Consider the following 23,908-nt stretch of genomic DNA (forward strand, 5'->3'; position numbering starts at 1 on the left):
AAGACAGCCATTACAGTCCTTAGCTATTTTTTGTTCTTTTTATTACCAATAATAGGACCTCTTATTTATCTAATCTACTATTATTCTAAAAAATCAACAGAAAAGCTAATTATAGCTTAATAAATATAGCGCCATTAGTATTAGATGGCGCTATTTTTCCTTTATAAAAGTTATTTTTTTCTATTTTTAGTTTAGGTCATTATTGTAATTTTTAAGTTCAGTTTTCAATTGATGTCTTTCTTTTTTGAAAGATTTTCCTTGATAATTCTTTTTAAAATCACTTCCAGAAAACGTTTTTATTGGATTTCCTCGTTGTACATTAAGATGATTATTCCACGTTTCTTGCATCCTTTTTTCCAATTGCTGAATGTGAAATTCCATTACTTTTTCTTTCAAGCGAATAATAGAAAGCTTCTTATTTTCCAATTGCGAACGCGAATCTTGCACAAAAACACTTTGTCCGGTTTTCGGATAAGTTGCTCTAACGGCGGTGTTAACTTTATTCACGTTTTGCCCACCACTTCCCTGACTTCTCGCCGTCTGAAACTTAATTTCTTTTTCATTAAATTGAATTTTCCCCAAACCTTCCAACTCAAAAATCCCGATAAACCAATTGCTTCTTTTATGCAATTTTCTAAACGTACTTTTCCCTGTCCAAAGAATACTTCCCAACCAAGTTTTTAAAAATTCGTTTATATTTTTTGATTTTAAAAGCAACGTTACAGACTTCAAAGTCAGATTTTCATCACCTTTTTCACGATGGATAATTTCGTAATCTATTTTATTATCTTTTGCTTCCTCAAGAAAAACCTTTAGAACTTTGGCAACTACCCATTGACATTCTAAAGGTCCTCTTCCTGAGGTTATTTGTATTATTTTGTCCATTGTTTTTTTGTTTGTTGTCGGTTGTCGGTTGATGGTTAATAGTTGATGACGTTAAAAATTCTAACAACCATCAACTAAAAACTAAAAACCATTTTACTTATCCATCCTCACAATTCTAGGCTGGAAAGTTCCCAGAATATCAACCAATTCGCTTTGTGCGTTCATGACTTCATTGATGTCTTTGTACGCCATTGGAGCTTCTTCGGTATTTCCGCCAATCAACGTGACATTTTTGAAATTTAATTCTTTTTTAATATCACTTTGAGTGAAACGGCTTCTGCATTCGCCTCTAGAGAAAGCTCTTCCTGCGCCGTGTGAAGCAGAATTTAACGAATCTGGATTTCCTTTTCCTCGAACGATGAAACCTTTTGCTGTCATCGATCCTGGGATCATTCCCAACTCATTTTCGTTGGCTGGAGTTGCTCCTTTTCTGTGAACGATTACTTCTTTTCCGTTATGGATTTCTTTCCAAGCGAAATTGTGATGATTCTCAATTTTGGCTTTCACTCTTCCACCGACGGCTTTTACCAATCTTCTGTGAATATCATCATGACAAGCCGAAGCGTAATCTCCCGCCAAATTCATCGCCGTCCAATATTCTAATCCGAGATGCGTATTCAAGTCTAACCAAGCGAAATTTTGGGCTTCTCTGGGTAATGGACATTGTTCTATCGCCACTCTCGAATAATATTGAGCGATTTCTGCGCCTAAACCACGAGAACCGCTGTGTGAAAGAATGCCTAAATATTTTCCTTTTGGAAGCCCAATTTGTTTGTCTTCTTCTGTGATTTCTACTTCCCCGAATTCTACAAAGTGATTTCCACCGCCGGAACTTCCCATTTGTTTGATGGCTTTTACTTTTAATCTTTTCAAAATCGGAATTAAACCGAACGTATCTCTGTCGAAAATTTCGTGATCGATGTGAGATTTGTGCGTTTCATACATCCCGAATTTGGTATGTTCGGCAAGAGCTTTTTCATATTTATCTCTTGCGCCGTCCAGATATGAAATTGGCGTATCCAAAATACTTAAGCTCATTCTACAGCCAATATCCATCCCGACTCCGTAAGGAATCACTGCATTTTCTACCGCCAAAACTCCACCGATTGGAAGTCCGTAACCGCTGTGTGCATCGGGCATCAGGGCACCTTGCGTTGAAATAGGAAGCTTTAAAGCGGTATACAACTGGTTTTTGGCTTCATCTGAAATATTATTTCCGAAAATATTGAAAGTCGCTCGGTTGGTATTGAGCATTCTTTTTTCTGTTTTCTTGGATGAAAGCAAAGCTTCTGCAATCTGTCCGAAGGTTAAATCTTTCTCGAAATTCTCCGGATTTTGCTGGATTTCCTTGAGAAGAGATTTCACATAATGAATATTTTTGGTGGCGAAGTTTCTCTTCATCACTTCCAAAGCAATGTTTACGCTCTGATTATTTGGATAGCCTAATTTTAATATATCTTTTCCTTTTAGTTTTAAATTTCCCATTGTTTTGTTTTAGAGTTTAGATGTGAGATATTAGATATTAGATTTTCAATAAATCACACCAATTCTTTTCAACTAGATTTTTAGTTGATTTGTTTTTTGTCAAAATCTTCAATTTTATGACAAAGCTTTGTTTGGAGTTGTAATTCCTAGCCCCGATTGCAGCGACATCCTTTTTTTGTTGTTGGACTTTTGCAGGCTCAGAGTGACAGCATTGGCAAAAAAAGATATAGCGGAAAGCGGGATTAAGCTCCTAATAAAATGATTTCGGGGAAACTGTTTTGAGTTTGAAATATTGCGCAATAAAAAACCCGAAATCTTACGACTTCGGGTTTTGATATTTCATTGTACTGCTATTCTAAGAGTGTACCAAACCACGAAGCCTCGCCTTTGCAAAAGGCAATCCTACAGATGTATGTTGATTGTATTTGAACATTACTTCGTTGTTTTTTAATTGGTTGAACTTGATTTTCAGATACAAAGATATTATTTTTTTTGAAATACGCTAATTTTAAAAAAAAATAAAAAAATCCGAAACAAATTAATGTTTCGGATTCTGGAATATCAATGAATGAAAAAAATTACTTTAACTGATCAAAACTACGTTTGATAAAGTCGGTTAATTCTTTCCCTTTCAATAGGTTTTGAGAGAGTTTTGCAAGATCCAAAGCTTGTTGGATTTTAGTATTTTTGTTCTCCGTATTTTCTGTGTTAAGAATGTCACTTGCCAAGTCGCTATTAGCGTTAACCACAAGATTGTACATCTCTGGGAAATTGCCAAACATAGACGGAGCCCCCATCTGTTGCATGTCTTTCATACGACGCATAAACTCAGGCTGTGTAATGGTAAATGGCACATCTTGGCTATCCAGATCTTCTAATTGCACGGTGTAAGTCTGAGAATTAATCGCTTCTTCAACAGATTTTTTAAGGGTTTCTTTGTCTTCTTCTTTTAATTTTGAAAGAACTGGTTCGTCTTTTTTAATTAAATTATTAACGTGATCGGCATCTACTCTCGCAAATGAAATATTGTCTTTAGACGTTTCTAATTTCTGAATAAGATGTGGCGTAATTGGCGTATCTAACAATAAAACCTGATAACCTTTGTCTCTCGCAGATTGGATATAACTGTCTTGCGCATCGGCATTAGACGCATAAAGGATTACAGTTTTTCCGTCTTTGTCGGTTTGGTTAGGTTTGATTTTTTCAATCAACTCATCCCAAAGAAAATAGGTATTGTCAACGGTTGGATATAAGGCAAATTTATCTGATTTTTCATAGAATTTGTCTTCAGAAACCATTCCGTATTCGATAACGATCTTGATATCGTTCCATTTTTGTTCGTAATCTTCTCGGTTATCACGGATAAGTTCTACCATTTTGTCGGCCACTTTCTTGGTGATATAAGATGAGATTTTCTTCACCGCACCGTCTGCTTGCAAGTACGATCTAGAGACATTCAATGGGATATCTGGAGAATCGATAACGCCTCTTAACAACATTAAGAAATCTGGTACAATCCCCTTAACCTCATCGGTTACGAAAACCTGATTCTGGTATAATTGGATTTTATCTTTCTCGATATTCATGCTGTTAGACAGCTTTGGGAAGAATAAAACGCCCGTAAGATTAAACGGATAATCTACGTTAAGATGAATGTGGAATAATGGATCCTCAAATTGTTGTGGATATAACTCTCTGTAGAAGTTTTTGTAATCTTCGTCTTTTAACTCAGACGGATTTTTAGTCCAAGCAGGATTAGGATTGTTGATGATATTATCCACTTCGATCGTTTCTGGTTTTGCATCGTCTGCAGCACCTTCTGGCAAAGGAAGTGTTTCGGTTTTTGTACCAAATTTAATCGGAACTTGGTTGAATTTGTTATACTTAGTTAACAGCTCAGAGATTTTGTACTCTTCTAAAAACTCCAAAGAATCTTCTGCAACGTGAAGAATAATCTCTGTCCCTCTGTCGGATTTGTTACTTTCTACTAGTGTAAACTCTGGGCTACCATCACAAGTCCAATGTACGGCTGGCGCATCTTTGTAAGATTTTGTGATGATCTCAACTTGGTTAGCCACCATAAAAGCGGAGTAAAATCCTAGACCGAAATGTCCTATAATTCCGGCATCTTTAGCAGAATCTTTGTACTTTTCTAGAAATTCTTCAGCGCCAGAAAAAGCTACTTGATTGATGTATTTTTCTACTTCTTCGCCAGTCATCCCAAGACCTTGATCTTTGATAGAGATGGTTTTGGCATCTTTATCAATCTTAACTTCTATGATTGGATTGCCATAATCTACTTGCGCTTCTCCGATATTAATGAGATGTTTAAGTTTAGTCGTTGCATCCGTTGCATTGGAGATTAATTCTCTTAAGAATATTTCGTGGTCGCTGTAAAGAAATTTTTTAATCAGTGGGAAGATGTTTTCTACCGATACGTTAATTTTTCCTGTTGACATATTTATTGATGTATTAGTTAATTTGTTAATTGATGATTTTACGATTTGTTGTTGGTGTCTTGTTAGAATTTTGAACCCTAACAAAACTGATGATTGAATCTCAAAAAAAATACCATAACGGGCAAAGTGACAATTTGTCTATTAACGACTCGTCTAGCGAAGAATCATGCGCCCCGGCGGAGACGGAACTCCTTTTATCATGGCGAAGCGCAGCGAAAGCCAAGATAAAAGAGTGGGAGTTGTAGACGGAAATGGCGCCAAAAAAAAGAGCTCAAATTAAATCTGAACTCTTTCTCTGATATGAAAAATTATTTTTTGATGGCTAAATCTATGACTTCACTCATGGACTTAACGTAATTGACTTTTAGTGTTTTTAGATAATCTTTGTTGATTTCTTCGACATCTTTTCTGTTGGCTTCGCAAAGGATTACTTCTTTTATCCCAGCTCTAGTAGCGGCTAGAAGTTTTTCCTTAATACCACCAACAGGCAATACTTTTCCGCGCAAAGTAATCTCGCCCGTCATGGCTAGATTAGGCTTAATGCTTTTATTTTTATAACTCGACACCATGGAGGTCAACATCGCGATCCCAGCCGAAGGTCCATCTTTGGGCGTAGCGCCTTCTGGGACGTGCACGTGGATGTTTTTCTCTGCGATATCTGCTTCTGTTAATCCGAAATCTTCGTAATGCGCTTTGATGTATTCTAATGCAATGGTTGCAGATTCTTTCATCACGTTTCCAAGGTTACCCGTCATTGTTAGCGTGCCTTTTCCTTTGGACAAAATACTCTCGATAAACAAGATATCTCCACCAACACTTGTCCAAGCCAATCCTGTTACAACGCCTGGTACATCAGTGGTTTCGGCGAGCGTACTCGGTCTTGGGATGCCAAGAATTTGGTCAATTTTTTCGATCGTGATTTTAGGATCGTAATCGTTTTCCATCGCAATTTGTAGCGCTACCCAACGGGCAACTGCTGCAATGCGTTTTTCTAAAGTTCTTACGCCACTTTCTGAGGTATGCGCATCGACGATATGTTTGATTTCTGGATTTCCTAGTTTAAAAGCGGTTGCCGTTAATCCATTTTCGGATTGTTGCTTCTTGACCAAATGGCGCTTAGCGATTTCTATTTTTTCTTCTAAAGTATAACCCGCAATATTTATAATCTCCATACGATCCAAAAGTGGACGCTGGATTTCGCCAAGATTATTAGCTGTCGCGATAAACATGATTTTGGACAAATCATAACCCATTTCTAAGAAATTATCATAGAAATTATTGTTTTGTTCAGGATCTAAAACTTCTAATAACGCAGAACTCGGATCGCCGTGCATGCCTTTTCCGATTTTGTCAATCTCGTCCAAAACAATGACTGGATTGGATGTTCCTGATTTTTTGATAGCTTGCAAAATTCTACCTGCCATAGCACCAATATAAGTTTTACGGTGACCACGGATTTCGGATTCGTCGTGTAAACCACCCAACGAAATTCTAATATATTTTCTGCCTAAAGCTGAGGCAATAGATTTTCCTAACGATGTTTTACCAACGCCCGGAGGCCCAGAAAGACAAAGGATCGGCGATTTCATATCACTTTTTAGCTTAAGAACGGCAATATGTTCTAAGATTCTTTTCTTAATATCTTCTAAGCCAAAATGGTCTTTATCTAAGGTTTTTTCAGCTTTTTTAAGGTCAAAAACATCTTTGGAATAATGCAACCAAGGCAAGTCTGTAAAGAAATCCAAGTAGTTTCTCTGGACGTTGTAATCTGGAGAATTAGGATGCTGGCGTTGCAGACGCTGTATTTCTTTTTGGAAATGCGCTTCTACTTCCTCAGTCCATTTTACCTTTTCGGCTTTCTTTTTAAATTCTTCAACATCAGAGTCTGGTCCGCCACCCAATTCTTCTTGGATAGTTCTGATCTGCTGATTAAGAAAATATTCTCTTTGTTGCTTGTCTAGATCTTTGCTTGTTTTCTGATGAATTTGATTTTTTAATTCTAACAATCTGAAATCTTCGTGCATTAGCTCATAAAGCAACTCGGCGCGCTTGTTGATAGATTTTTCATCCAAAAGACTTTGCTTTTTCTCGAATGAAAAGTTACCATTTGCCGCAATGAAATTAAGCAAATCTTCTTGCTCCGTTATATTTTTAATCGCAAAATTAGCAGCACTTGGGATGTTAGGATCTAAGTCGATAATCTTAAGTGAAAGATCTTTTATATTATCAACCAAAGCTTCAAACTGTTCTTTATTACGCGTGTTAGAATCTTTTAATTCTGTAATTTCTGAAATAAAATAAGGATCTGTAGCTGATAGATTTTTAATTTTAAATCTCTTTACGCCGCGAGTAATTGCCGTAATATTACCTTCCGGCAGCTTAATAATTTTGATAACTTTAGCTAAAGTCCCAACACGGTAAAGGTCTTTATCTGTAGGATTATCTTCTGATGCATTTTTTTGGGTAACAATACCAACGAGTTGATTGTCACGCATCGCATCTTCTAATAATTTTTTTGATTTTTCTCGACCAGCTGTAATTGGCGTAATAACTTTAGGAAACATCACCATATTTCTTACAGGAAGAATCGGAAACAAAATCTGTCCAGCGTCTGTTTCTTTCTGATCTGCTAAGTTAATTTCCTCAGTTATAATTCCGAAGCCATCTTCTAGGATTTCATCTAAATTGAGATCTTCAAATTCTGTCATAATATATTAGGATGACAAATTGTCATTTGTTTTAAAGGTTAAAGCTAATTAATACCGAATAATCAGCTCAATTAAGCTATTGTGAAATAAGTAAGTAAATTTCACAATTCTTATGCCATCGGATTTTTTGGCAGAAAATAAAAAATCCCTCCGTAATTGGAGGGATTAGTTAATTTATCTTTAGGGAAATTAAGATAGCATTTTCTGTGCTTTCTTAACGCCTTCTACCAGTCTGTCAATTTCTTCGAAAGTATTGTAAACTGCAAAACTTGCCCTTACAGTACCTGCAATATCGAAATAAGCCATAATCGGTTGGGCACAATGATGTCCCGTTCTCACGGCGATGCCCATTTTGTCTAAGATCATCCCAACATCAGAGGCAATCCCAACACCTTCTAGATTGAAAGAAATCGCACCAGTTCTTTGGGCTTTTTCGCCATATATTTTTAAGCCTTCGATTTCTAAAAGATGTTTTTGAGCATATTCTAACAAAGCATGTTCGTGCTGATTGATATTATTAATGCCTATTTGATTCATAAAATCAATTGCTGCGCCCAAAGCAATATTTCCGCCAACGTTAGGCGTCCCCGCTTCAAACCTGAATGGTAAATCCGCGTAGGTTGTTTTCTCAAAACTACAGGTCGCAATCATCTCGCCACCACCATGAAAAGGCTGTAATTGATTAAGAGAAGATTCTTTTCCGTATAATATCCCGGTTCCCATCGGTGCATACATCTTATGTCCAGAAAATACAAAGAAATCACAGTCCATTGACTGAACATCAATTGCTAAATGTGGTACAGATTGCGCACCATCTATCAATACAAAAGCATTAGACAATTGTCTGGTTTTAGCAATAATTTCGTCAATTGGATTGATAACACCTAATGCGTTAGATACCTGATTAACAGCAATAATTTTAGTTTTCTCGTTAAGCCAAGAATCTAGAACATCAATCTGAAGAATCCCGTTGTCGTCCATTGGGATAACTTTTAATTTTGCGCCAGTTCTTTCGCACAACATTTGCCAAGGCACAATATTAGAATGATGCTCCAAATAAGAGACGATAATTTCGTCATCTTTTTTTACAAGATTGCTCATTGCATAAGCAATAAGATTAATCCCTTCTGTAGTCCCTTTCGTAAAAATTACTTCATAGTCATGCTGTGCGTTGATAAATTTTTGAACCTTTTTACGCGCCAATTCCATTTCTTCCGTTGCGAGCTGGCTTAACGTATGGATGCCACGATGCACATTAGCATTAATAGTTTTATAATAATTCTCCCAAGTCTCTATTACAAAATTAGGTTTTTGTGAAGATGCTGCATTATCTAGGTAAACTAAAGGTTTTCCGTTGATCTCTTGATGCAAAATAGGGAACTGTTCTCTTATATTTTGAATGTCTAGCATTTTATTTATTTAGAATGCATCAAAGTTACGGCAAATTATATAAATACCTGAGCTAAGATTCATTGAGATTTTCTGTTAAAAGCAATAAAAGCTATCGATTAAGATGACTTATTCCGTGTAAAAAATTAACTTTGTTAGGATAGCATTTTTATTTTATTCATAATGACAGATCAACAAAAGCAACAACAGCTTACAAGGTATAAAACCTTAGCCACAGGCTTATTTTTATTAATGGCTTTTACCTTTATAGGAATGACTTTTTTACAGAAACATAACCCATCTCATTGGATTGGTTACATAAGAGCTTTCTCAGAAGCTGCGATGGTTGGCGCATTGGCAGATTGGTTTGCGGTTACAGCGTTGTTTCATCATCCAATGGGGATTAAAATACCACATACCAACCTAATAGAGCAAAGCAAAGAGAAAATTGGAGACAACCTTGGTAATTTTGTCGTTGATAATTTTTTGGCACCTGAAAATATCAGACCTTATATTCTTAAACTAAAAATATCCGGTTTTGCGGGTGATTGGATAGAAAAAGATCGTAATCAAGAGGTTTTTGTAAGAGAAGCTTCGTCAATATTATTAGATATTCTGCAAAAATTAGATGATAAGGAAGTGGTAAAATTTATCACCAATAAAGCTTTAGAACTTACAGATTCTGTTAAAATTAATAAGTTAGTCGGAAACGGAATAGATTATGTCATCCAGAAAAACGATCATCAAAAAATCATTACTAATCTCAGTGCCCAGATTAAGAACTATATTATTGAAAATGAAACCATCGTCACAGAACGTGTAGAAAAAGAAAGTTATTTCTTTGTACCAAAATCTGTCGATAGGAAAATTTCCGAAAAAATTGTGTCTGGATTAAGCCATTATTTTGAAGAAATAGAACAAAACATTAATCATCCATTACGACAAGAAATCACCGAAAAAATTCTATTATTCGCGGATGAAATAAAAACTGAAACCAAATGGGAGAATGAGTTTCAGTCCATTAAAGATGACTTTCTTAAAACCGAAAAGCTTACGCAATATGCCGAGGATATTTGGTTTTCAATTAAGAAATCCGTGATTAATGAACTTACCGAAGAACAATCTGCATTGAAAATTTACATCAAAAAAAATCTTACAGAACTGGCCACTAACCTTAAATCTAATGAGAAATTACAACACAAAATTGATTCTTGGATTAGAGTGACAGCGTACAAATATATCTTGAAAAACACCAAAGAAGCTGGCCTTTTAATTAGTAATACCGTAGGTAATTGGGAAGGCAAAGAACTCAGCCGAAAACTAGAATTAGAAGTCGGGAAAGATCTTCAATTTATCCGTATCAATGGGACTATTGTAGGTGGATTGGTAGGATTAATCATCTATACGATTGCTCATTTTATTTGATTTTAAATAGAAAAATATACAAAAAAAGCCGCTCAAAATTGAGCGGCTTTCTATTTAAAATTATTTGATCTTTTCTTTTTCTTTCTTAGCAAGCGTTTCACTTTCTAAGCCATCTTTAGCTTCGTTAAGCTTTAAGGTGATAGATTGACCTTCTTTCATCTGTTTGTTAACCAACATCTCTGCTAATAGATCTTCGATGTACTTTTGGATGGCACGTTTCAGTGGTCTTGCCCCGAAATCTTTGTCCCAACCTTTTTCTGCAATAAAATCTTTAGCCTCATCTGTTAACTGAACTTTATAACCCAATTTGTCTAATCGAGAATATAATTTGTTCAATTCAAGATCGATGATTTTCTTGATATCTTCTTTTTCTAAAGAATTGAAAATAATAATATCATCTATACGGTTAAGAAACTCTGGCGCAAATGCTTTCTTCAAAGCGCTTTCTATCGTGCTTCTTGCTCTTGCATCCGTATTAGTTTTCTTAGCATTAGTCCCGAATCCTACACCATCACCGAAATCTTTAAGATCTCTTGTCCCAATGTTAGACGTCAAGATGATAATCGTATTTCTGAAATCAATTTTTCTTCCTAAACTGTCAGTAACGTGACCTTCATCTAAAATCTGTAACAAAATATTGAATACATCTGGATGTGCTTTCTCGATTTCGTCTAAGAGAAGAACCGCGTAAGGCTTACGTCTGATGGCTTCCGTTAATTGTCCTCCTTCTTCATAACCAACGTATCCTGGAGGCGCACCAACTAATCTTGATACTGCAAACTTCTCCATATATTCGCTCATGTCAATTCTGATTAAAGCATCATCAGAATCAAACAGTTCACGCGCCATAACTTTAGCCAATTCGGTTTTACCAACACCTGTTGTTCCTAAGAAAATGAAAGTTCCGATAGGACGGTTAGGATCTTTAAGACCAGCTCTGTTTCTTTGGATAGCTTTCACCACCTTTTTAACAGCTTCTTCTTGACCGATCACTTTGCCATTCAATTTATCATCCATCGCAGATAATTTGTCTAGCTCATTCTTGCCTACTTTGGTTACAGGCACGCCACTCATCATAGAGACAACTTCGGCAACGCTTTCTTCGGTAACTTCTTCTTTTTTCTCTTTAACATCTTTGTCCCATTGCTCTTGAGCGAGGTTAAGTTCTAACTGCAAGCGCTCTTCTTCGTCTTTAAGCTTACGGGCTTCAAGATAGTCTTGCGCATTAACAGCACTTTGTTTGTGTACTTTAACATCTTCGATTTTTGTTTCGAAATCAATGATCTCAGAAGGTACTTTCATGTTTTTGATATACACTCTAGATCCTGCTTCGTCCATCGCATCAATCGCTTTGTCCGGTAAGAAACGATCGGTAATATATCTCGCTGTCAAATTAACACAAGCATTAATTGCTTCATCGGTATATTTTACGTTGTGATGTTCTTCATATTTATCTTTAATCTGATGAAGAATCTGGATGGTTTCTTCAACCGAAGTTGGCTCTACCATTACCTTTTGGAAACGTCTTTCTAACGCACCATCTTTCTCAATATATTGTCTGTATTCGTCAAGAGTTGTTGCTCCAATTACTTGGATTTCGCCTCTTGCCAAAGCTGGCTTGAACATATTAGATGCATCCAAACTTCCTGTAGAACTTCCTGCACCAACAATAGTGTGTAACTCATCAATAAACAAGATGACATCTCGGTTTTTCTCCAATTCTGTCATGATGGCTTTCATACGTTCTTCAAACTGACCACGGTACTTAGTCCCAGCAACTAAACTTGCCAAGTCTAAAGTGATCACTCTTTTTCCGTACAAGACGCGCGATACTTTTTTCTGATGAATTCTCAACGCTAGACCTTCTGCAATAGCAGACTTACCAACGCCAGGCTCACCAATAAGAAGTGGATTGTTTTTCTTTCTTCTAGATAAAATCTGAGAAACACGTTCTATTTCTTTTTCGCGCCCGATAACAGGATCCAATTTGCCATCTTTAGCTAAAGTTGTAAGATCTCTACCGAAATTATCTAAAGTCGGCGTCTTGCTTTTACCAGAGCCAAGATTACCAGTTGGTTTTTTCATTTGACCAAAATCCTCACGCTCTTCGTCATCGTCGTAGGCACTATTTTGTGGTAATTGATCGGTATTTTTTAGCATTTTGCGATATTCTCTTTGCACACCTTCATAATCAACATCGTAAGCTTGTTAAATATTAGCTGTAGGATCTTCTTGTTTATAAAGAATACCCAATAATAGATGAACCGTATTGATTTCTGAAGCTTGATATTGTCTACATTCTAGCTCTGCACGTTTTACAGCTTGATCCGCCATTTTAGTTAAAGAAATACTTCCCATGTTAGTCACAAACGGGTTAGAGTTTGCGGTGCTTATGGTTTCTATTTTTCTACGGATTTGTGTAAGATCGGCATTAAGTAATTCAAGGATTTCTTTGGCAGAGTTTTCGGTCTTGATAATTCCCAAGAGAAAATGCTCTGTATTCAGAAACTCGCTCTGCAAACGTCTTGCTTCATTTTTGCTTTGTTTGAACACGCCGTTCAAACCGTCTGAAAATTTATAATCCATTGTGATGTGTCTCTGTGTTAATAAAAAAGATTAAATAAAATTACAACAAAAAATATTGAATTTTATACTTTTTGTTTTGCAAATTTGTTACCATTCTAAAAAAATGGACTTTCTGACATTATTTTTTGTTTATGTTAAGGCTTTTAATTAGGTTTGTAGGCTTACTTAATTTTTAGCCAATCAAAATTTAATTCCTTGAAAAAGAAAGTCATAGTCAGTGTTTTCAGTAATTTGTATACCGATCAACGTGTAGAGAAAGTTTGTCAAAGTCTTTTGGAAAATAATTTCGAAATTATATTGATTGGTAACGATTGGGGCGGTGCAGAGCCAATGTCTAGGCCTTATGATTTCTATAGAATTCCGTTAAAATCAAAAACTCTGAAAACTGCCTATCCAGAGTTTATGCTAAAACTTTATTCTGATTTAAAGAAAAGGGCTGACAAAAATTCCGTTTTATTATCCAATGATTTAGAGACGATTATCCCCAATTATAAGATTTCTAAGACACTTGACATCCCTTTGATTTTTGATAGCCACGAAATGTTCAGTGAGATGCCGGCTGTCCAAGGAAAATTATCGCAAAAAGTATGGCGGTGGATTGAGAGAACCTATTTTCCTAAGCTTAGCAATATGATGACTGCGAGCGATTCTTATGCTGATTGGTTTGTAAAAGAATATCAAATTAATAGACCTGTTGTGGTGAGAAATCTGCCTAAAAGGCAAAATCTAAAACAAATAGATTCTCAAGAACAAAAGATTATCCTGTATCAAGGTTGGCTTAATTATTCTCGCGGCATTGACAAAGCGATTATGGCGATGCAATATATTGATAATGCCGTACTCAAAATTGCTGGCGGTGGACCTATGGAACATGAGTTTCGTGCGATTGCAGAGCAATATGAAGTGCTAGATAAAGTCCAATTTTTAGGAAAACTACATCCTAAAGAATTACGCGCTATTACACCTACAGCAGATGTTGGATTGAGCATTGAGGAGAATAAAGGACTCAGTTATTATTATTCTTTACCAAACAAAATTTCGGATTATGTACAGGCAAAAGTTCCTGTTGTAGTTTCTAACTTTCCAGAATTGAGTAAGATTGCCAAAGGTTACCATGTAGGCGAAACCATTGACAACCATGATCCAAAACATTTGGCTGAAAAAATTAATTCCGTTTTAAACAACGGAAAATCTTATTACAACGACAATCTTAACAAAGCTGCAGAAGAATTATGTTGGGAAAATGAAGAACAAAGAATCTTAGCCGTTTTCAAGAAAGCATTAGAATAAAAACTATCTTCCGAAATATATCCGTTAAAAAGAGAATTAATTCTTTAGCTTCGCGATAACATCGATACCTCCTGTCGTTACATCACCTATTTTGCAAAGGATTTCTGTATTTAGAGGCAAGAAAACATCCATTCTAGACCCGAATTTTATAAATCCAAACTCGTGTCCCGCTTTTGCTTGATCTTGGGTATTACAATAGTAAACAATACGTCTAGCAACATAACCAGCAATCTGACGGAATACAACATTGTGATTATATGCACTTTTTACAGCAACAGTCGTTCTTTCGTTTTCTGTAGAGGATTTCTCATGCCAAGCGACAAGATATTTGCCCTCATGGTATTTTTTATAAATCACCTCACCAGAAACTGGATAACGGCAAATATGTACATTAAGAGGAGACATGAAAATAGAAACCTGTAGACACTTTTCTTTCAAAAATTCGTCTTCAAAAACTTCTTTGATCATTACAACTTTCCCATCAACAGGTGCTATAACATTATCTACATGATCCAATATCTCTCTATTAGGAACTCGGAAAAACCAAAATATTAATCCTAAAACAACTAATAAAGGCACAATAATTAATAATGACCATATTTTAAGGAACGTAATAGATAATCCTCCTATAATTAAAATTGCAATAATAGCGACTGTTAAAGTGCCCTTCGATTCTTTATGAAGTGTCATAGTAATGGTCTAAAGTCTATTTAAAATAATTTTTCTAATATAAAATACAAATATACAACAGGTGCGCAAATAATAAAACTATCTAGTCTATCTAATACACCACCATGTCCTGGCATAATATTGCCGCTGTCTTTAACTGCAAAAGTACGCTTCAATTGGCTTTCTACCAAATCGCCTAATGGAGCGAAAATTGACACCAATAATCCTACAATCATCCAATTCCCTCTAAGATCCGGAAGATACATTTCTACAAAAAAACCTAATATTACCGTAAAAAATACACCGCCTGCAAAACCTTCCCAAGTTTTTTTGGGGCTAATTTTAGGTGCCATTTTATGTTTTCCAAAAAACTTTCCTGTAAAATATGCAAAACTATCACTGCTCCAGATCAAAATAAACAACATCATCACTTCTAATGTGAAAGGCTTATTGTATGGATCTAAAGTACTGAATTTTGGTAATCCTAAGGCAAATCCAAAAGGTAAAACAGTATATATTACCGTGAAAATAAATTTTCCGTTCTCGAAATATAGTTCTTTTTTAAATCTAAATAATGTGATGCAAGCAATAAGAATTAAAGAAAGGGCTAGCATCTCCGTTAAGTCAAATTGGAAATAAAAACCATGGTAGAAAAATCGTTTAGAAAACTGATAATAGATAAATGCCACCAGTGGATAAACCAACCATTTGTAAATGCTATTATCGAATTTCATTATTCTAATACACTCCCACACACCAACAATCATAAAGAAAGTAATCAGTGCATAAAACAAATATTGCTGTTTTACCATTGGGAATATAGGACTTAGCCAACTTTCTCCCAAAGGTGTTGTACAAATAACAATTAGTAATCCGTAAACTAATCCGGAAATAAGACGCTGAATGAGATTTTTATCCAAAACTTAAGTTTAATGTTAATCTTCCAGCAAAAGTAAGAAAAGTTTAGTATTGTCTTTGTTTTGTGGATCTAATTTTGAGTGTCCACCACTGATAGAGGTAAGATTTTTTCTAGGATTGCCTTCACGTTTTACACGCATCATAGCTTCTGAAAGGTTAGCAACAATCTGAGAAACACTCGCTAGTATAATAATTTTACTAGGAAGAACAGAAGAATGATAATGCAAAATATTATTATCAGACAGCATAATTCTACCATCAAATGCGATTAGATATTCTGCAGTAATAAAAGCAGCATCATTAGTCTCTAAGAGATCATTAAAATGTGGTGTTTTTATTACATCTAAGAAATTCTGTAATTCTTTATCCCAACAAAAAACAGATTGTATCTGCTCTAACTTTAGAATTTGATTAAGAGTTTGTAAGGCTTCTGACTCATCTGCACAATAATTAAAAAATCCACCTGAGTGCGTAAAAAGTTGTGCAAACTTATAATCTAAGTCAGCATCACGTAATTTATCAGAAAGCTTGGTCACATTTGGATCTGTTTCCTCCTCTTCTTGATTAAATATTTTACTTACAATTTTTTTAAACAAACTCAACTTCGTCAGAAATTAATGAATTAGTACAAAAGTATAAAATTTTTATGAAATTCATAAAATTATCTATATAAATTTAAATAAAAAAGCCCCAAACTTTGCATTGTTACACAAAGCTGGGGCTTTTAATATTTTAATTATGTCTTAAGCCTCTGGTTTTAAAACACTTTCGTTATCAACTGGAGTATCTAAGCCAGAAACTGGTCTCTCTGTTAATTCTGGATCCCAAGCTCTTTTCCCGAAAATCTCTTCTAGATCCTCACGGAAAATCACTTCTTTCTCCAATAATTTCTGAGCCAGAGCTTCTAACTTATCTCTATTGTTATCTAAAATAGAAATTGCTCTTTTGTATTGAGTCTCGATAAGCATAGAAATTTCTTCGTCTACCAATTGTGCAGTTTGCTCAGAATAAGGTTTCCCAAAGTTATACTCTTGCTGTCCAGAACTATCATAATAAGATATATTTCCTAATTTGTCACTAAGTCCATAGATAGTTACCATTGCTTGAGCGCGCTTAGTCACTTTTTCTAGATCTGATAATGCACCTGTTGATATATTATTGAAGATAACTTGCTCTGCAGCACGTCCTCCCAAAGTAGCACACATCTCATCCAACATCTGCTCTGTAGTTGTCAATTGTCTTTCTTCTGGAAGATACCACGCTGCACCTAGAGATCTACCTCTTGGTACAATTGTTACTTTTAGTAATGGAGAAGCATGCTCTACCAACCAAGATATCGTTGCGTGTCCAGCTTCATGATAAGCAACACGTCTTTTCTCAGATGGTTTTATCGCCATATTTTTCTTCTCAAGTCCACCGATAATTCTATCAACGGCATCTAAGAAATCTTGTTTGAAAACTGATTCATGTCCATTTCTTGCGGCAATTAGAGCTGCTTCGTTACAAACATTAGCAATATCAGCACCACTAAAACCTGGCGTTTGTTTAGCCAAAAATTCGCGGTCAATATTAGGATCTAATTTAATTTTAGATAAATGAACATCAAAAATTTGTTTTCTCTCATGAAGTTCTGGTAGATCAACATAAATAGATCGGTCAAAACGACCTGCTCTCATTAATGCTTTATCTAGAATGTCAGCACGGTTGGTTGCCGCCATAACTATAACGTTAGTATCTGTCCCAAAACCGTCCATTTCTGTAAGTAATTGGTTCAATGTATTTTCACGCTCATCGTTACCGCCAGAGAAATTATTTTTTCCTCTTGCTCTACCAATAGCATCAATCTCATCGATAAAGATAATTGCTGGAGATTTTGCTTTAGCTTGAGCAAAAAGATCTCTTACTCTAGATGCTCCAACACCCACAAACATCTCTACAAAATCAGAACCTGATAATGAGAAAAATGGCACTTGAGCTTCTCCTGCAACAGCTTTTGCTAATAAAGTCTTACCTGTTCCTGGAGGACCAACTAATAATACGCCTTTCGGGATTTTACCTCCTAGCTTGGTGTATTTTTCTGAATTTTTAAGGAAATCTACTACTTCTTGTACTTCTTCTTTTGCTCCCTCTAATCCTGCAACATCTTTAAATGTCACATTAATTTTATCCTTCTCATCAAACAATTTGGCTTTTGATTTTCCGATTGAGAAAATCTGTCCACCAGGACCGCCAGCGCCACCTCCCATTTTTCTGAATAAGAAAAAATAGAATAATGCCATAATACCAATCCAGAATAAAGCAGTAAAAATCAACTCAGAAAATGCACTTTTACCATTTCCGAAGTCAATTTTGGCTTGATTAGGTTTTGCTGCTTCTGTATTAACTTGATTAAAACGCTCCTGAAAATAACGAAGATCTCCGTAAGAAAGGCTATAATCAGGTACAGGTTTCATATTCAAAGCAGATAGAGGATTGCTCTCTGGCTTGCTTTGTTTTTGTAACTCCGCTTTTGCAGCTTTATTAAGGAAAACATCAGCTTTGTAAGTGTCTCTATAGACCATTACCTCTTCTACTTTTCCGTTTTGTACTAATTTATAAAAATCATTTTCATCGATAGTTTTTCCACCAGAGTCTCCCAGCATTCCTGGGACGATAAATAGCAAAATAACCCCGATCATAATGGGGATAAACCAATTAAATCCTTTATTGTTATTCATTATTGTTTTGTAATTGAATGTTATTTTGGAAGCAATGTGTCTAGTACTTCGTATCCAAATCTTCTATTTTGGTAATTTTAGCATCGCCCCAAAGGGTTTCGATATCATAAAACTCTCTAACTTCTTTTTGGAAAACGTGTACAACAACAGATACATAATCTAGAAGTACCCAGGTTGCATTTTCTGTCCCTTCTACATGCCAAGGTCTATCCTGAAGATCGTTTCTAACTTTTTTCTGGATGTTACCAGAGATAGCAGAAACTTGTGTATTAGAGTTGGCACTGCAGATAATGAAAGTTTCTGCAACTGAATTTTCTATGTTGGAGAGATCAAAAATCATAACCTCCTCCCCTTTGGTATCTTGAATCGCTTCTACGATTTTGTCTACTAATAATTGTTTTTCTGTAATATTACTCATTCAAAAAATGTATATCTTGCAAATTTATTGATTTTAATCTATTTATCCCTTGTATAAAAGCTTCTAATGTCTTAAAGTTTTCTTAAATGACCAAAATTATCTATAAAAACCAATGTTCTTCGACCAATGACGAAATATTTTCTGTCATTAATGATGAAACTAAAGAAGTCGCCTTATGTACTTTTAACCAAACACAAGGTAAAGGACAATACGGAAATAGCTGGAATAGTAACGAAAATCAAAATATCGCTTACTCTCTAGCAATCCCTGCAAGGTTGATTAATCTCTCTGATGTTTTCTTCAATTATCATACCGCCTTAATTGTAATTGATATTATTGACATTTTGACCCAAGAAAAAACTCAGATCAAATGGCCCAATGATATTATTCTTAACCAAAAGAAAATCTGTGGCATCCTCATAGAAAAGAAGAAAATCAATCAGGAGCTTTATTATATTATTGGGATTGGCATTAATGTTTTACAGTCAGATTACTCTCAACTCCCTAAGGCGGGATCTATCTACAGCCTTACAGGAAAGGTTTTTGATCTAAAAAGTTTCACAGAACAATTTCATGAATTGATATCAAATAAAATTAAAGAAAGCTCTTCAGAGAATTTAATTTTAAAGAATTACAACGACCAACTTTTTAGAAAAAATGAAATCTCTGTGTTTCAAAAAAACGAATTGCGCCAAAATGGCATAATCAAAAAGGCTGACGAAAATGGTTTTCTATGGATTGAATTAGAAAAAGATGGTTTGCAAAAATTTTATCATAAAGAAATAGAACTTCTCTACTGATTAGCTCTTTTAAAATAAAGATACAATGCCACTGGGCCAAAAATTAAATTAGGAAGCCACATCGCCAATAAGGGAGATATAGTTTTGTTCTCAGAAACCACGGATAACATCTGAAATGAAAATACGAAAACAAAAGCTAATGCAATACCTAATGCCAAATTAAGACCTAAGCCACCTCGCTTTTTTTGAGAGGATAATGACAATGCCAAAAACGTCAAAATAATGATCGACACCGGCATAGATGTTCTCTGATGCAACTCGTTATAAAAGGTATTAACATTGCTATTTCCTTTTAATTGTTCTCGCTCGATTAATTTTAAAAGTTCTGGTGTTGTTTTATTCTGCCCTACTAATTTATCCGGAAATAGTTCTTCTGGAGGATGTCCAAAATTTTGAGTTTTAGTCTCTCCATTATTCAATTTTTCTGTGTCATTTTTCCCAGCGATACGCTCCATATAATTGGTAACAACAAAGTTTTTCTTCACTTCATCCCAGTAGATATCATTACCAATGATCTGATGAATTAACTTTTTATTTTTATCAAATTTTTGATAAATATAGCCAGAACCTCTCTTCTGCTCACGATTATAGGTATTAATAAAGATATACTCGTTAGGGTTGATATTAGTAGCAATAATAGTATTGCCTAACAATTGTTCTTTATTAACCTGATTATACGTGTATGGTTCTAGCTTATTTTTTTTGATATTAGCCCAAGGCAAAATAAAGTGATTGGTAGCCAATGCAAAACCAGCAATAACTAATGAGGCTACAAGGTAAGGCTTGGCAAACCGATGAAAACTAGCACCACTACTTATAATAGCTACAATTTCTGTATTATTGGCGAGTCTAGATGTAAAGAAGATTACCGATATGAAAACCAAAATAGACATAAAGGTAATTATCAAATTAAGAATCCAGAATGGATAAAAATTTAATAAAAAGTAACTTACCGTAAAGCCATTACTTTCAATTCTTGGGGTTTTACTTTGTACATCAATAACCAAGACAATTATAGTCAACAAAGCTAACATAAAGAACAATGTTCCTAAGTATTTTTTGATGATATAAGCGTCTATTATTTTCAATGTAATTCTTTTATATTGTTAAATATCAATTGTTAATGGCTAAATTCTAACTGGAATTAACCATTAACAATTTTATTAATTCTTTAAAGCCTTTGTCTCAATTGAGGGACAATACTATCCTTCCACTCATAAAAGTCACCAGCTAAGATATGCTCTCTCGCCACTTTTACTAAGTCCAGATAAAAAGCTAAATTATGAATGGATGCAATCTGCTTTGCCAAATATTCTTTTGCTACAAATAAATGTCTTACATAAGCCTTGCTGTATTCTTGATCTACAAAACTTGTCCCGAACTCGTCTAAAACAGAAAAATCATTCTTCCATTTTTCGTTTTTCATATTAATAACACCTTGCCAAGTGAATAGCATTGCGTTTCTGGCATTTCTGGTTGGCATTACACAATCCATCATATCAACACCAAGCCCAATGCTTTCTAAGATATTCCAAGGTGTACCAACGCCCATTAGATAACGCGGTTTTTCTTTTGGTAAAATATCTGTAACTTCATTGGTAATTCTGTACATTTCTTCTTCTGGTTCTCCAACAGATAAACCGCCGATAGCGTTACCAATTGCATCTGCCTCAGAAATAACTTCTGCAGAAATCCTTCTTAGATCCGAATAGGTAGAACCTTGTACAATAGGGAATAAATTTTGTTTAAATCCATATAATTCCTTATTTTCTTTAGTCCAATCGATACATCTTTTCAGCCAACGGTGCGTAAGCTCCATGGACAATTTGGCTTGATTATACTCGCACGGATAAGGTGTACATTCGTCAAAAGCCATAAAAATATCTGCACCAATCTGACGCTGAATTTCCATTGATTTTTCTGGTGAAATAAAATGATAACTTCCGTCGATATGAGATTTAAACTTCACACCTTCTTCGTTCATCTTTCTACTTTTAGATAAAGAAAAAACCTGATAACCTCCACTATCTGTTAATATTGGGCCATCCCAATTCATAAATTTATGAAGACCGCCAGCTTGTTGCATAACATCCATACCAGGACGCAGCATAAGGTGATAAGTATTCCCTAAGATAATCTGTGCTTTGATATCGTCTTTCAGCTCACGTTGATGGACGGTTTTTACGCTGGCAACTGTACCAACTGGCATAAAAATAGGCGTCTGAATCTGCCCGTGATCGGTATTAATAATCCCAGCTCTTGCTTTACTTTGGGATGTTTTTTCAATTTTAAAAAATTCTGACATTTTACGGCGTCTTTTGTTCAGGTTTAGGTAAATTTTCCTGTGTTTTCTTCTTTATATAAGCTTCTAATTTCGGGTCTTTAGTTAGGATAACTTTTTGAGCTTTATCAAAAATATCATCTAACTTACTTTCTACAAGATAATATTGATAACTATCTGTAAAAGTCTGACCTTTAATTTTAAATTTTTTCAGAATAAATCTCGAGCTTTCTTGTTGCGTGATATTAGCATCGATAACAAAGCTTTGATCTGCTATCGCAAATTCTGCAATAATCTCTGCCATCTGATCTTCTGTTAATAGATTTTTTGGCTTTTCTATAAACTTGGAGCAAGATGCTAAAATTAACACTATGATGATTAAATAACGATACATTATAATTTATTCATTAGGCTTTTGCGTTTCAAATTAAGAACTCCAAAGATGGCTTCTTTTATAATACCGCCATTCATTTTGCTTTCGCCTTCCGTTCTATCGGTAAAGATTATCGGAACTTCTACGATTTTAAAACCTTTTTTAAAGGCGCGATATTTCATTTCAACCTGAAAACCGTAGCCTTTTAATTTCACATTATCGAGACCGATACCTTCTAAAGTCTTTTTTGCAAAACAAACAAAACCTGCCGTTGTATCATGAACAGGAATACCTAAAACAAATCTCACATACTTTGACGCGAAATAAGACAATAGTACTCTAGACATAGGCCAGTTAACGACATTAACGCCTTTGCTGTAACGTGATCCTATCGCCATATCAGCATTTTTGCAGGCTTCATAAAGTTTAGGAAGGTCTTCTGGATTGTGAGAAAAATCAGCATCCATCTCAAAAATATAGTCGTAATCATTCTCCAGAGCCCATCTAAAACCATGGATGTAAGCTTTCCCCAATCCGTCTTTCACCTTTCTAATGGTAAGGTGCAATTTTTTGGGATAGATTGTCTGCATTTCTGCAACAATTGTTGCGGTGCCATCGGGCGAAGAATCATCTACTACCAAGACTTCATAGTCGTCTTCTAAAGAAAATACTGCCGTGATAATCTTACGGATATTTTCTTTTTCGTTGTAGGTAGGGATAATTACGAGCTTCTTCATCTTATAAATCAATGTGCAAAGATAATATTTTTGTCAGTTGTACGAATTATAAAATTATAGAGTTGCATCAAATTTAATTCCAAGAAAAAAAACCTGTAGATTATTTGCTTATTTTTGCAAAAAAAAGAATTGGTAAGAATACCAGAATATCATGATTGGGTTATCTTCTGTATCTTGGGATGTGTTTTTGTATACATCTTCAGCTTCAGAGTGCTGCATCGCGATGCCAATCTAAAAGATTTCATGACCTTACAAAAAGATGACAGCAGCAATATCATCTTATCTTGGATGCTTACTTCTGTTGTAGTCTGCGTGATGCTTTCTGTATTGCTTTCTCAGTTTGTGCCAGTTGTTCCTAAGATTGTGTCAGATGTATCTTGGTTGGGTTACGAGCTTAACAAATTTGGTTACACTTTTATGTGTATCTCTGGATTTTATCTTACAAAATCGTTGTTAAGTTACTTTTATTACTCAAGTTTGGGGTGTAATCGTAACCTTATTAATCTATATTTGACGGCCAATAAATTTTATTTTTTAGTGAGTTTGGTATTAATTGGGGCAAGTTTAGCAATTTTTTATTTCCCAATTGATGAGATACAATTCTTATATATCCTCATGATTATTGGTGGATTAACATTTATTTTAAAGATATTCATTTATCTTTTTAACAATCAACCAATATTGCCTAAAGAATGGTATTATAAATTTTTGTATATTTGCACGCTTCAAATAGTACCCTTATTGGTACTGATAAAGTTGTTATTTTAA

Annotated in this window: 18 protein-coding genes and 1 pseudogene; 4 read left to right on the forward strand and 15 right to left on the reverse strand. The window is 35.0% G+C overall.

Annotation, left to right across the window (positions count from 1 at the left end; translation table 11 throughout):
* Positions 1-186: 186 nt before the first annotated feature.
* From prfH to ACQQ6V_RS10835, 5 genes are all read right to left on the reverse strand, one after another.
* Positions 187-885, reverse strand: coding sequence for a peptide chain release factor H (gene prfH / locus ACQQ6V_RS10815; protein ID WP_448845534.1), 699 nt, complete (start codon positions 883-885; stop codon positions 187-189).
* Positions 886-978: 93 nt separating this feature from the next.
* Positions 979-2,370, reverse strand: coding sequence for an RtcB family protein (locus ACQQ6V_RS10820; RefSeq protein WP_448845535.1), 1,392 nt, complete (start codon positions 2,368-2,370; stop codon positions 979-981).
* A 578-nt stretch (positions 2,371-2,948) separates the two neighbouring features.
* Complete coding sequence (gene htpG / locus ACQQ6V_RS10825) at positions 2,949-4,829, reverse strand: molecular chaperone HtpG (protein ID WP_448845536.1); 1,881 nt, start codon at positions 4,827-4,829, stop codon at positions 2,949-2,951.
* 308 nt (positions 4,830-5,137) lie between these two features.
* Entirely contained in the window at positions 5,138-7,537 is a 2,400-nt protein-coding gene (gene lon, locus ACQQ6V_RS10830; RefSeq protein ID WP_448845537.1) for an endopeptidase La, read from the reverse strand.
* A gap of 189 nt (positions 7,538-7,726) precedes the next feature.
* Positions 7,727-8,947, reverse strand: a complete 1,221-nt coding sequence (locus tag ACQQ6V_RS10835; RefSeq protein ID WP_448845538.1) for an aminotransferase class V-fold PLP-dependent enzyme — start codon at positions 8,945-8,947, stop codon at positions 7,727-7,729.
* 162 nt (positions 8,948-9,109) lie between these two features.
* Here ACQQ6V_RS10835 and ACQQ6V_RS10840 point away from each other — a divergent pair, with 162 nt between their 5' ends.
* The gene (locus ACQQ6V_RS10840; RefSeq protein WP_448845539.1) at positions 9,110-10,351 is read left to right on the forward strand and encodes a DUF445 domain-containing protein; all 1,242 of its coding nucleotides are present in this window, start codon (positions 9,110-9,112) and stop codon (positions 10,349-10,351) included.
* Between the two features lie 60 nt (positions 10,352-10,411).
* Here the strand turns inward: ACQQ6V_RS10840 and ACQQ6V_RS10845 are convergent.
* Positions 10,412-12,937, reverse strand: a pseudogene (locus ACQQ6V_RS10845) (ATP-dependent Clp protease ATP-binding subunit).
* Positions 12,938-13,132: 195 nt separating this feature from the next.
* Between ACQQ6V_RS10845 and ACQQ6V_RS10850 the strand changes: the two are divergent.
* Positions 13,133-14,227, forward strand: coding sequence for a glycosyltransferase (locus ACQQ6V_RS10850; RefSeq protein WP_448845540.1), 1,095 nt, complete (start codon positions 13,133-13,135; stop codon positions 14,225-14,227).
* Between the two features lie 36 nt (positions 14,228-14,263).
* Here the strand turns inward: ACQQ6V_RS10850 and ACQQ6V_RS10855 are convergent, their stop codons facing one another.
* The 5 genes from ACQQ6V_RS10855 to rsfS all read right to left on the reverse strand — a co-directional run bounded on the left by ACQQ6V_RS10855 (position 14,264) and on the right by rsfS (position 18,949).
* On the reverse strand, positions 14,264-14,917 hold the full coding sequence (locus tag ACQQ6V_RS10855; RefSeq protein WP_448845541.1) for a phosphatidylserine decarboxylase family protein: 654 nt from the start codon (positions 14,915-14,917) through the stop codon (positions 14,264-14,266).
* A gap of 20 nt (positions 14,918-14,937) precedes the next feature.
* A complete protein-coding gene (locus ACQQ6V_RS10860) occupies positions 14,938-15,816 on the reverse strand; it encodes a phosphatidate cytidylyltransferase (RefSeq protein ID WP_448845542.1) in 879 nt (292 codons plus the stop codon).
* A 15-nt stretch (positions 15,817-15,831) separates the two neighbouring features.
* Positions 15,832-16,416 (reverse strand): LUD domain-containing protein, encoded by a 585-nt coding sequence (locus ACQQ6V_RS10865; RefSeq protein WP_448845543.1) that lies wholly within the window; start codon positions 16,414-16,416, stop codon positions 15,832-15,834.
* Positions 16,417-16,557: 141 nt separating this feature from the next.
* Positions 16,558-18,531 (reverse strand): ATP-dependent zinc metalloprotease FtsH, encoded by a 1,974-nt coding sequence (gene ftsH, locus ACQQ6V_RS10870; RefSeq protein WP_448845544.1) that lies wholly within the window; start codon positions 18,529-18,531, stop codon positions 16,558-16,560.
* 40 nt (positions 18,532-18,571) lie between these two features.
* Positions 18,572-18,949 carry a ribosome silencing factor gene (rsfS, locus tag ACQQ6V_RS10875; RefSeq protein WP_448845545.1) on the reverse strand — a complete coding sequence of 126 codons (378 nt, stop codon included), beginning with the start codon at positions 18,947-18,949 and terminating at the stop codon, positions 18,572-18,574.
* 86 nt (positions 18,950-19,035) lie between these two features.
* Between rsfS and ACQQ6V_RS10880 the strand changes: the two genes are divergently transcribed.
* Positions 19,036-19,749, forward strand: coding sequence for a biotin--[acetyl-CoA-carboxylase] ligase (locus tag ACQQ6V_RS10880; protein WP_448845546.1), 714 nt, complete (start codon positions 19,036-19,038; stop codon positions 19,747-19,749).
* Here ACQQ6V_RS10880 and ACQQ6V_RS10885 read toward each other — a convergent pair.
* From ACQQ6V_RS10885 to ACQQ6V_RS10900, 4 genes are all read right to left on the reverse strand, one after another.
* Entirely contained in the window at positions 19,743-20,837 is a 1,095-nt protein-coding gene (locus tag ACQQ6V_RS10885) for an LptF/LptG family permease (RefSeq protein ID WP_448845547.1), read from the reverse strand. The two genes, ACQQ6V_RS10880 and ACQQ6V_RS10885, sit on opposite strands and share 7 nt — an antisense overlap.
* Positions 20,838-20,920: 83 nt before the next feature.
* On the reverse strand, positions 20,921-22,054 hold the full coding sequence (gene tgt / locus ACQQ6V_RS10890) for a tRNA guanosine(34) transglycosylase Tgt (protein WP_448845548.1): 1,134 nt from the start codon (positions 22,052-22,054) through the stop codon (positions 20,921-20,923).
* Between the two features lies 1 nt (position 22,055).
* On the reverse strand, positions 22,056-22,424 hold the full coding sequence (locus ACQQ6V_RS10895; RefSeq protein ID WP_448845549.1) for a DUF4296 domain-containing protein: 369 nt from the start codon (positions 22,422-22,424) through the stop codon (positions 22,056-22,058).
* Positions 22,424-23,140 carry a polyprenol monophosphomannose synthase gene (locus ACQQ6V_RS10900; protein ID WP_448845550.1) on the reverse strand — a complete coding sequence of 239 codons (717 nt, stop codon included), beginning with the start codon at positions 23,138-23,140 and terminating at the stop codon, positions 22,424-22,426. The genes ACQQ6V_RS10895 and ACQQ6V_RS10900 overlap by 1 nt, the downstream gene beginning before the upstream one ends.
* Positions 23,141-23,254: 114 nt before the next feature.
* Between ACQQ6V_RS10900 and ACQQ6V_RS10905 the strand changes: the two genes are divergently transcribed.
* Entirely contained in the window at positions 23,255-23,908 is a 654-nt protein-coding gene (locus ACQQ6V_RS10905; RefSeq protein ID WP_448845551.1) for a DUF4271 domain-containing protein, read from the forward strand.

This window comes from Chryseobacterium electrogenes (genome assembly GCF_053553015.1).

Excerpts from the sequence above, each read along its gene's own strand:
- ACQQ6V_RS10840 (WP_448845539.1), top strand. The coding sequence starts at position 9,110 with ATGACAGATCAACAAAAGCAACAACAGCTTACAAGGTATAAAACCTTA.
- lon (WP_448845537.1), bottom strand. The coding sequence starts at position 7,537 with ATGACAGAATTTGAAGATCTCAATTTAGATGAAATCCTAGAAGATGGC.
- rsfS (WP_448845545.1), bottom strand. The coding sequence starts at position 18,949 with ATGAGTAATATTACAGAAAAACAATTATTAGTAGACAAAATCGTAGAA.
- ACQQ6V_RS10880 (WP_448845546.1), top strand. The coding sequence starts at position 19,036 with ATGACCAAAATTATCTATAAAAACCAATGTTCTTCGACCAATGACGAA.
- tgt (WP_448845548.1), bottom strand. The coding sequence starts at position 22,054 with ATGTCAGAATTTTTTAAAATTGAAAAAACATCCCAAAGTAAAGCAAGA.
- ACQQ6V_RS10855 (WP_448845541.1), bottom strand. The coding sequence starts at position 14,917 with ATGACACTTCATAAAGAATCGAAGGGCACTTTAACAGTCGCTATTATT.
- htpG (WP_448845536.1), bottom strand. The coding sequence starts at position 4,829 with ATGTCAACAGGAAAAATTAACGTATCGGTAGAAAACATCTTCCCACTG.
- ACQQ6V_RS10895 (WP_448845549.1), bottom strand. The coding sequence starts at position 22,424 with ATGTATCGTTATTTAATCATCATAGTGTTAATTTTAGCATCTTGCTCC.
- prfH (WP_448845534.1), bottom strand. The coding sequence starts at position 885 with ATGGACAAAATAATACAAATAACCTCAGGAAGAGGACCTTTAGAATGT.
- ACQQ6V_RS10900 (WP_448845550.1), bottom strand. The coding sequence starts at position 23,140 with ATGAAGAAGCTCGTAATTATCCCTACCTACAACGAAAAAGAAAATATC.
- ftsH (WP_448845544.1), bottom strand. The coding sequence starts at position 18,531 with ATGAATAACAATAAAGGATTTAATTGGTTTATCCCCATTATGATCGGG.
- ACQQ6V_RS10835 (WP_448845538.1), bottom strand. The coding sequence starts at position 8,947 with ATGCTAGACATTCAAAATATAAGAGAACAGTTCCCTATTTTGCATCAA.
- ACQQ6V_RS10820 (WP_448845535.1), bottom strand. The coding sequence starts at position 2,370 with ATGGGAAATTTAAAACTAAAAGGAAAAGATATATTAAAATTAGGCTAT.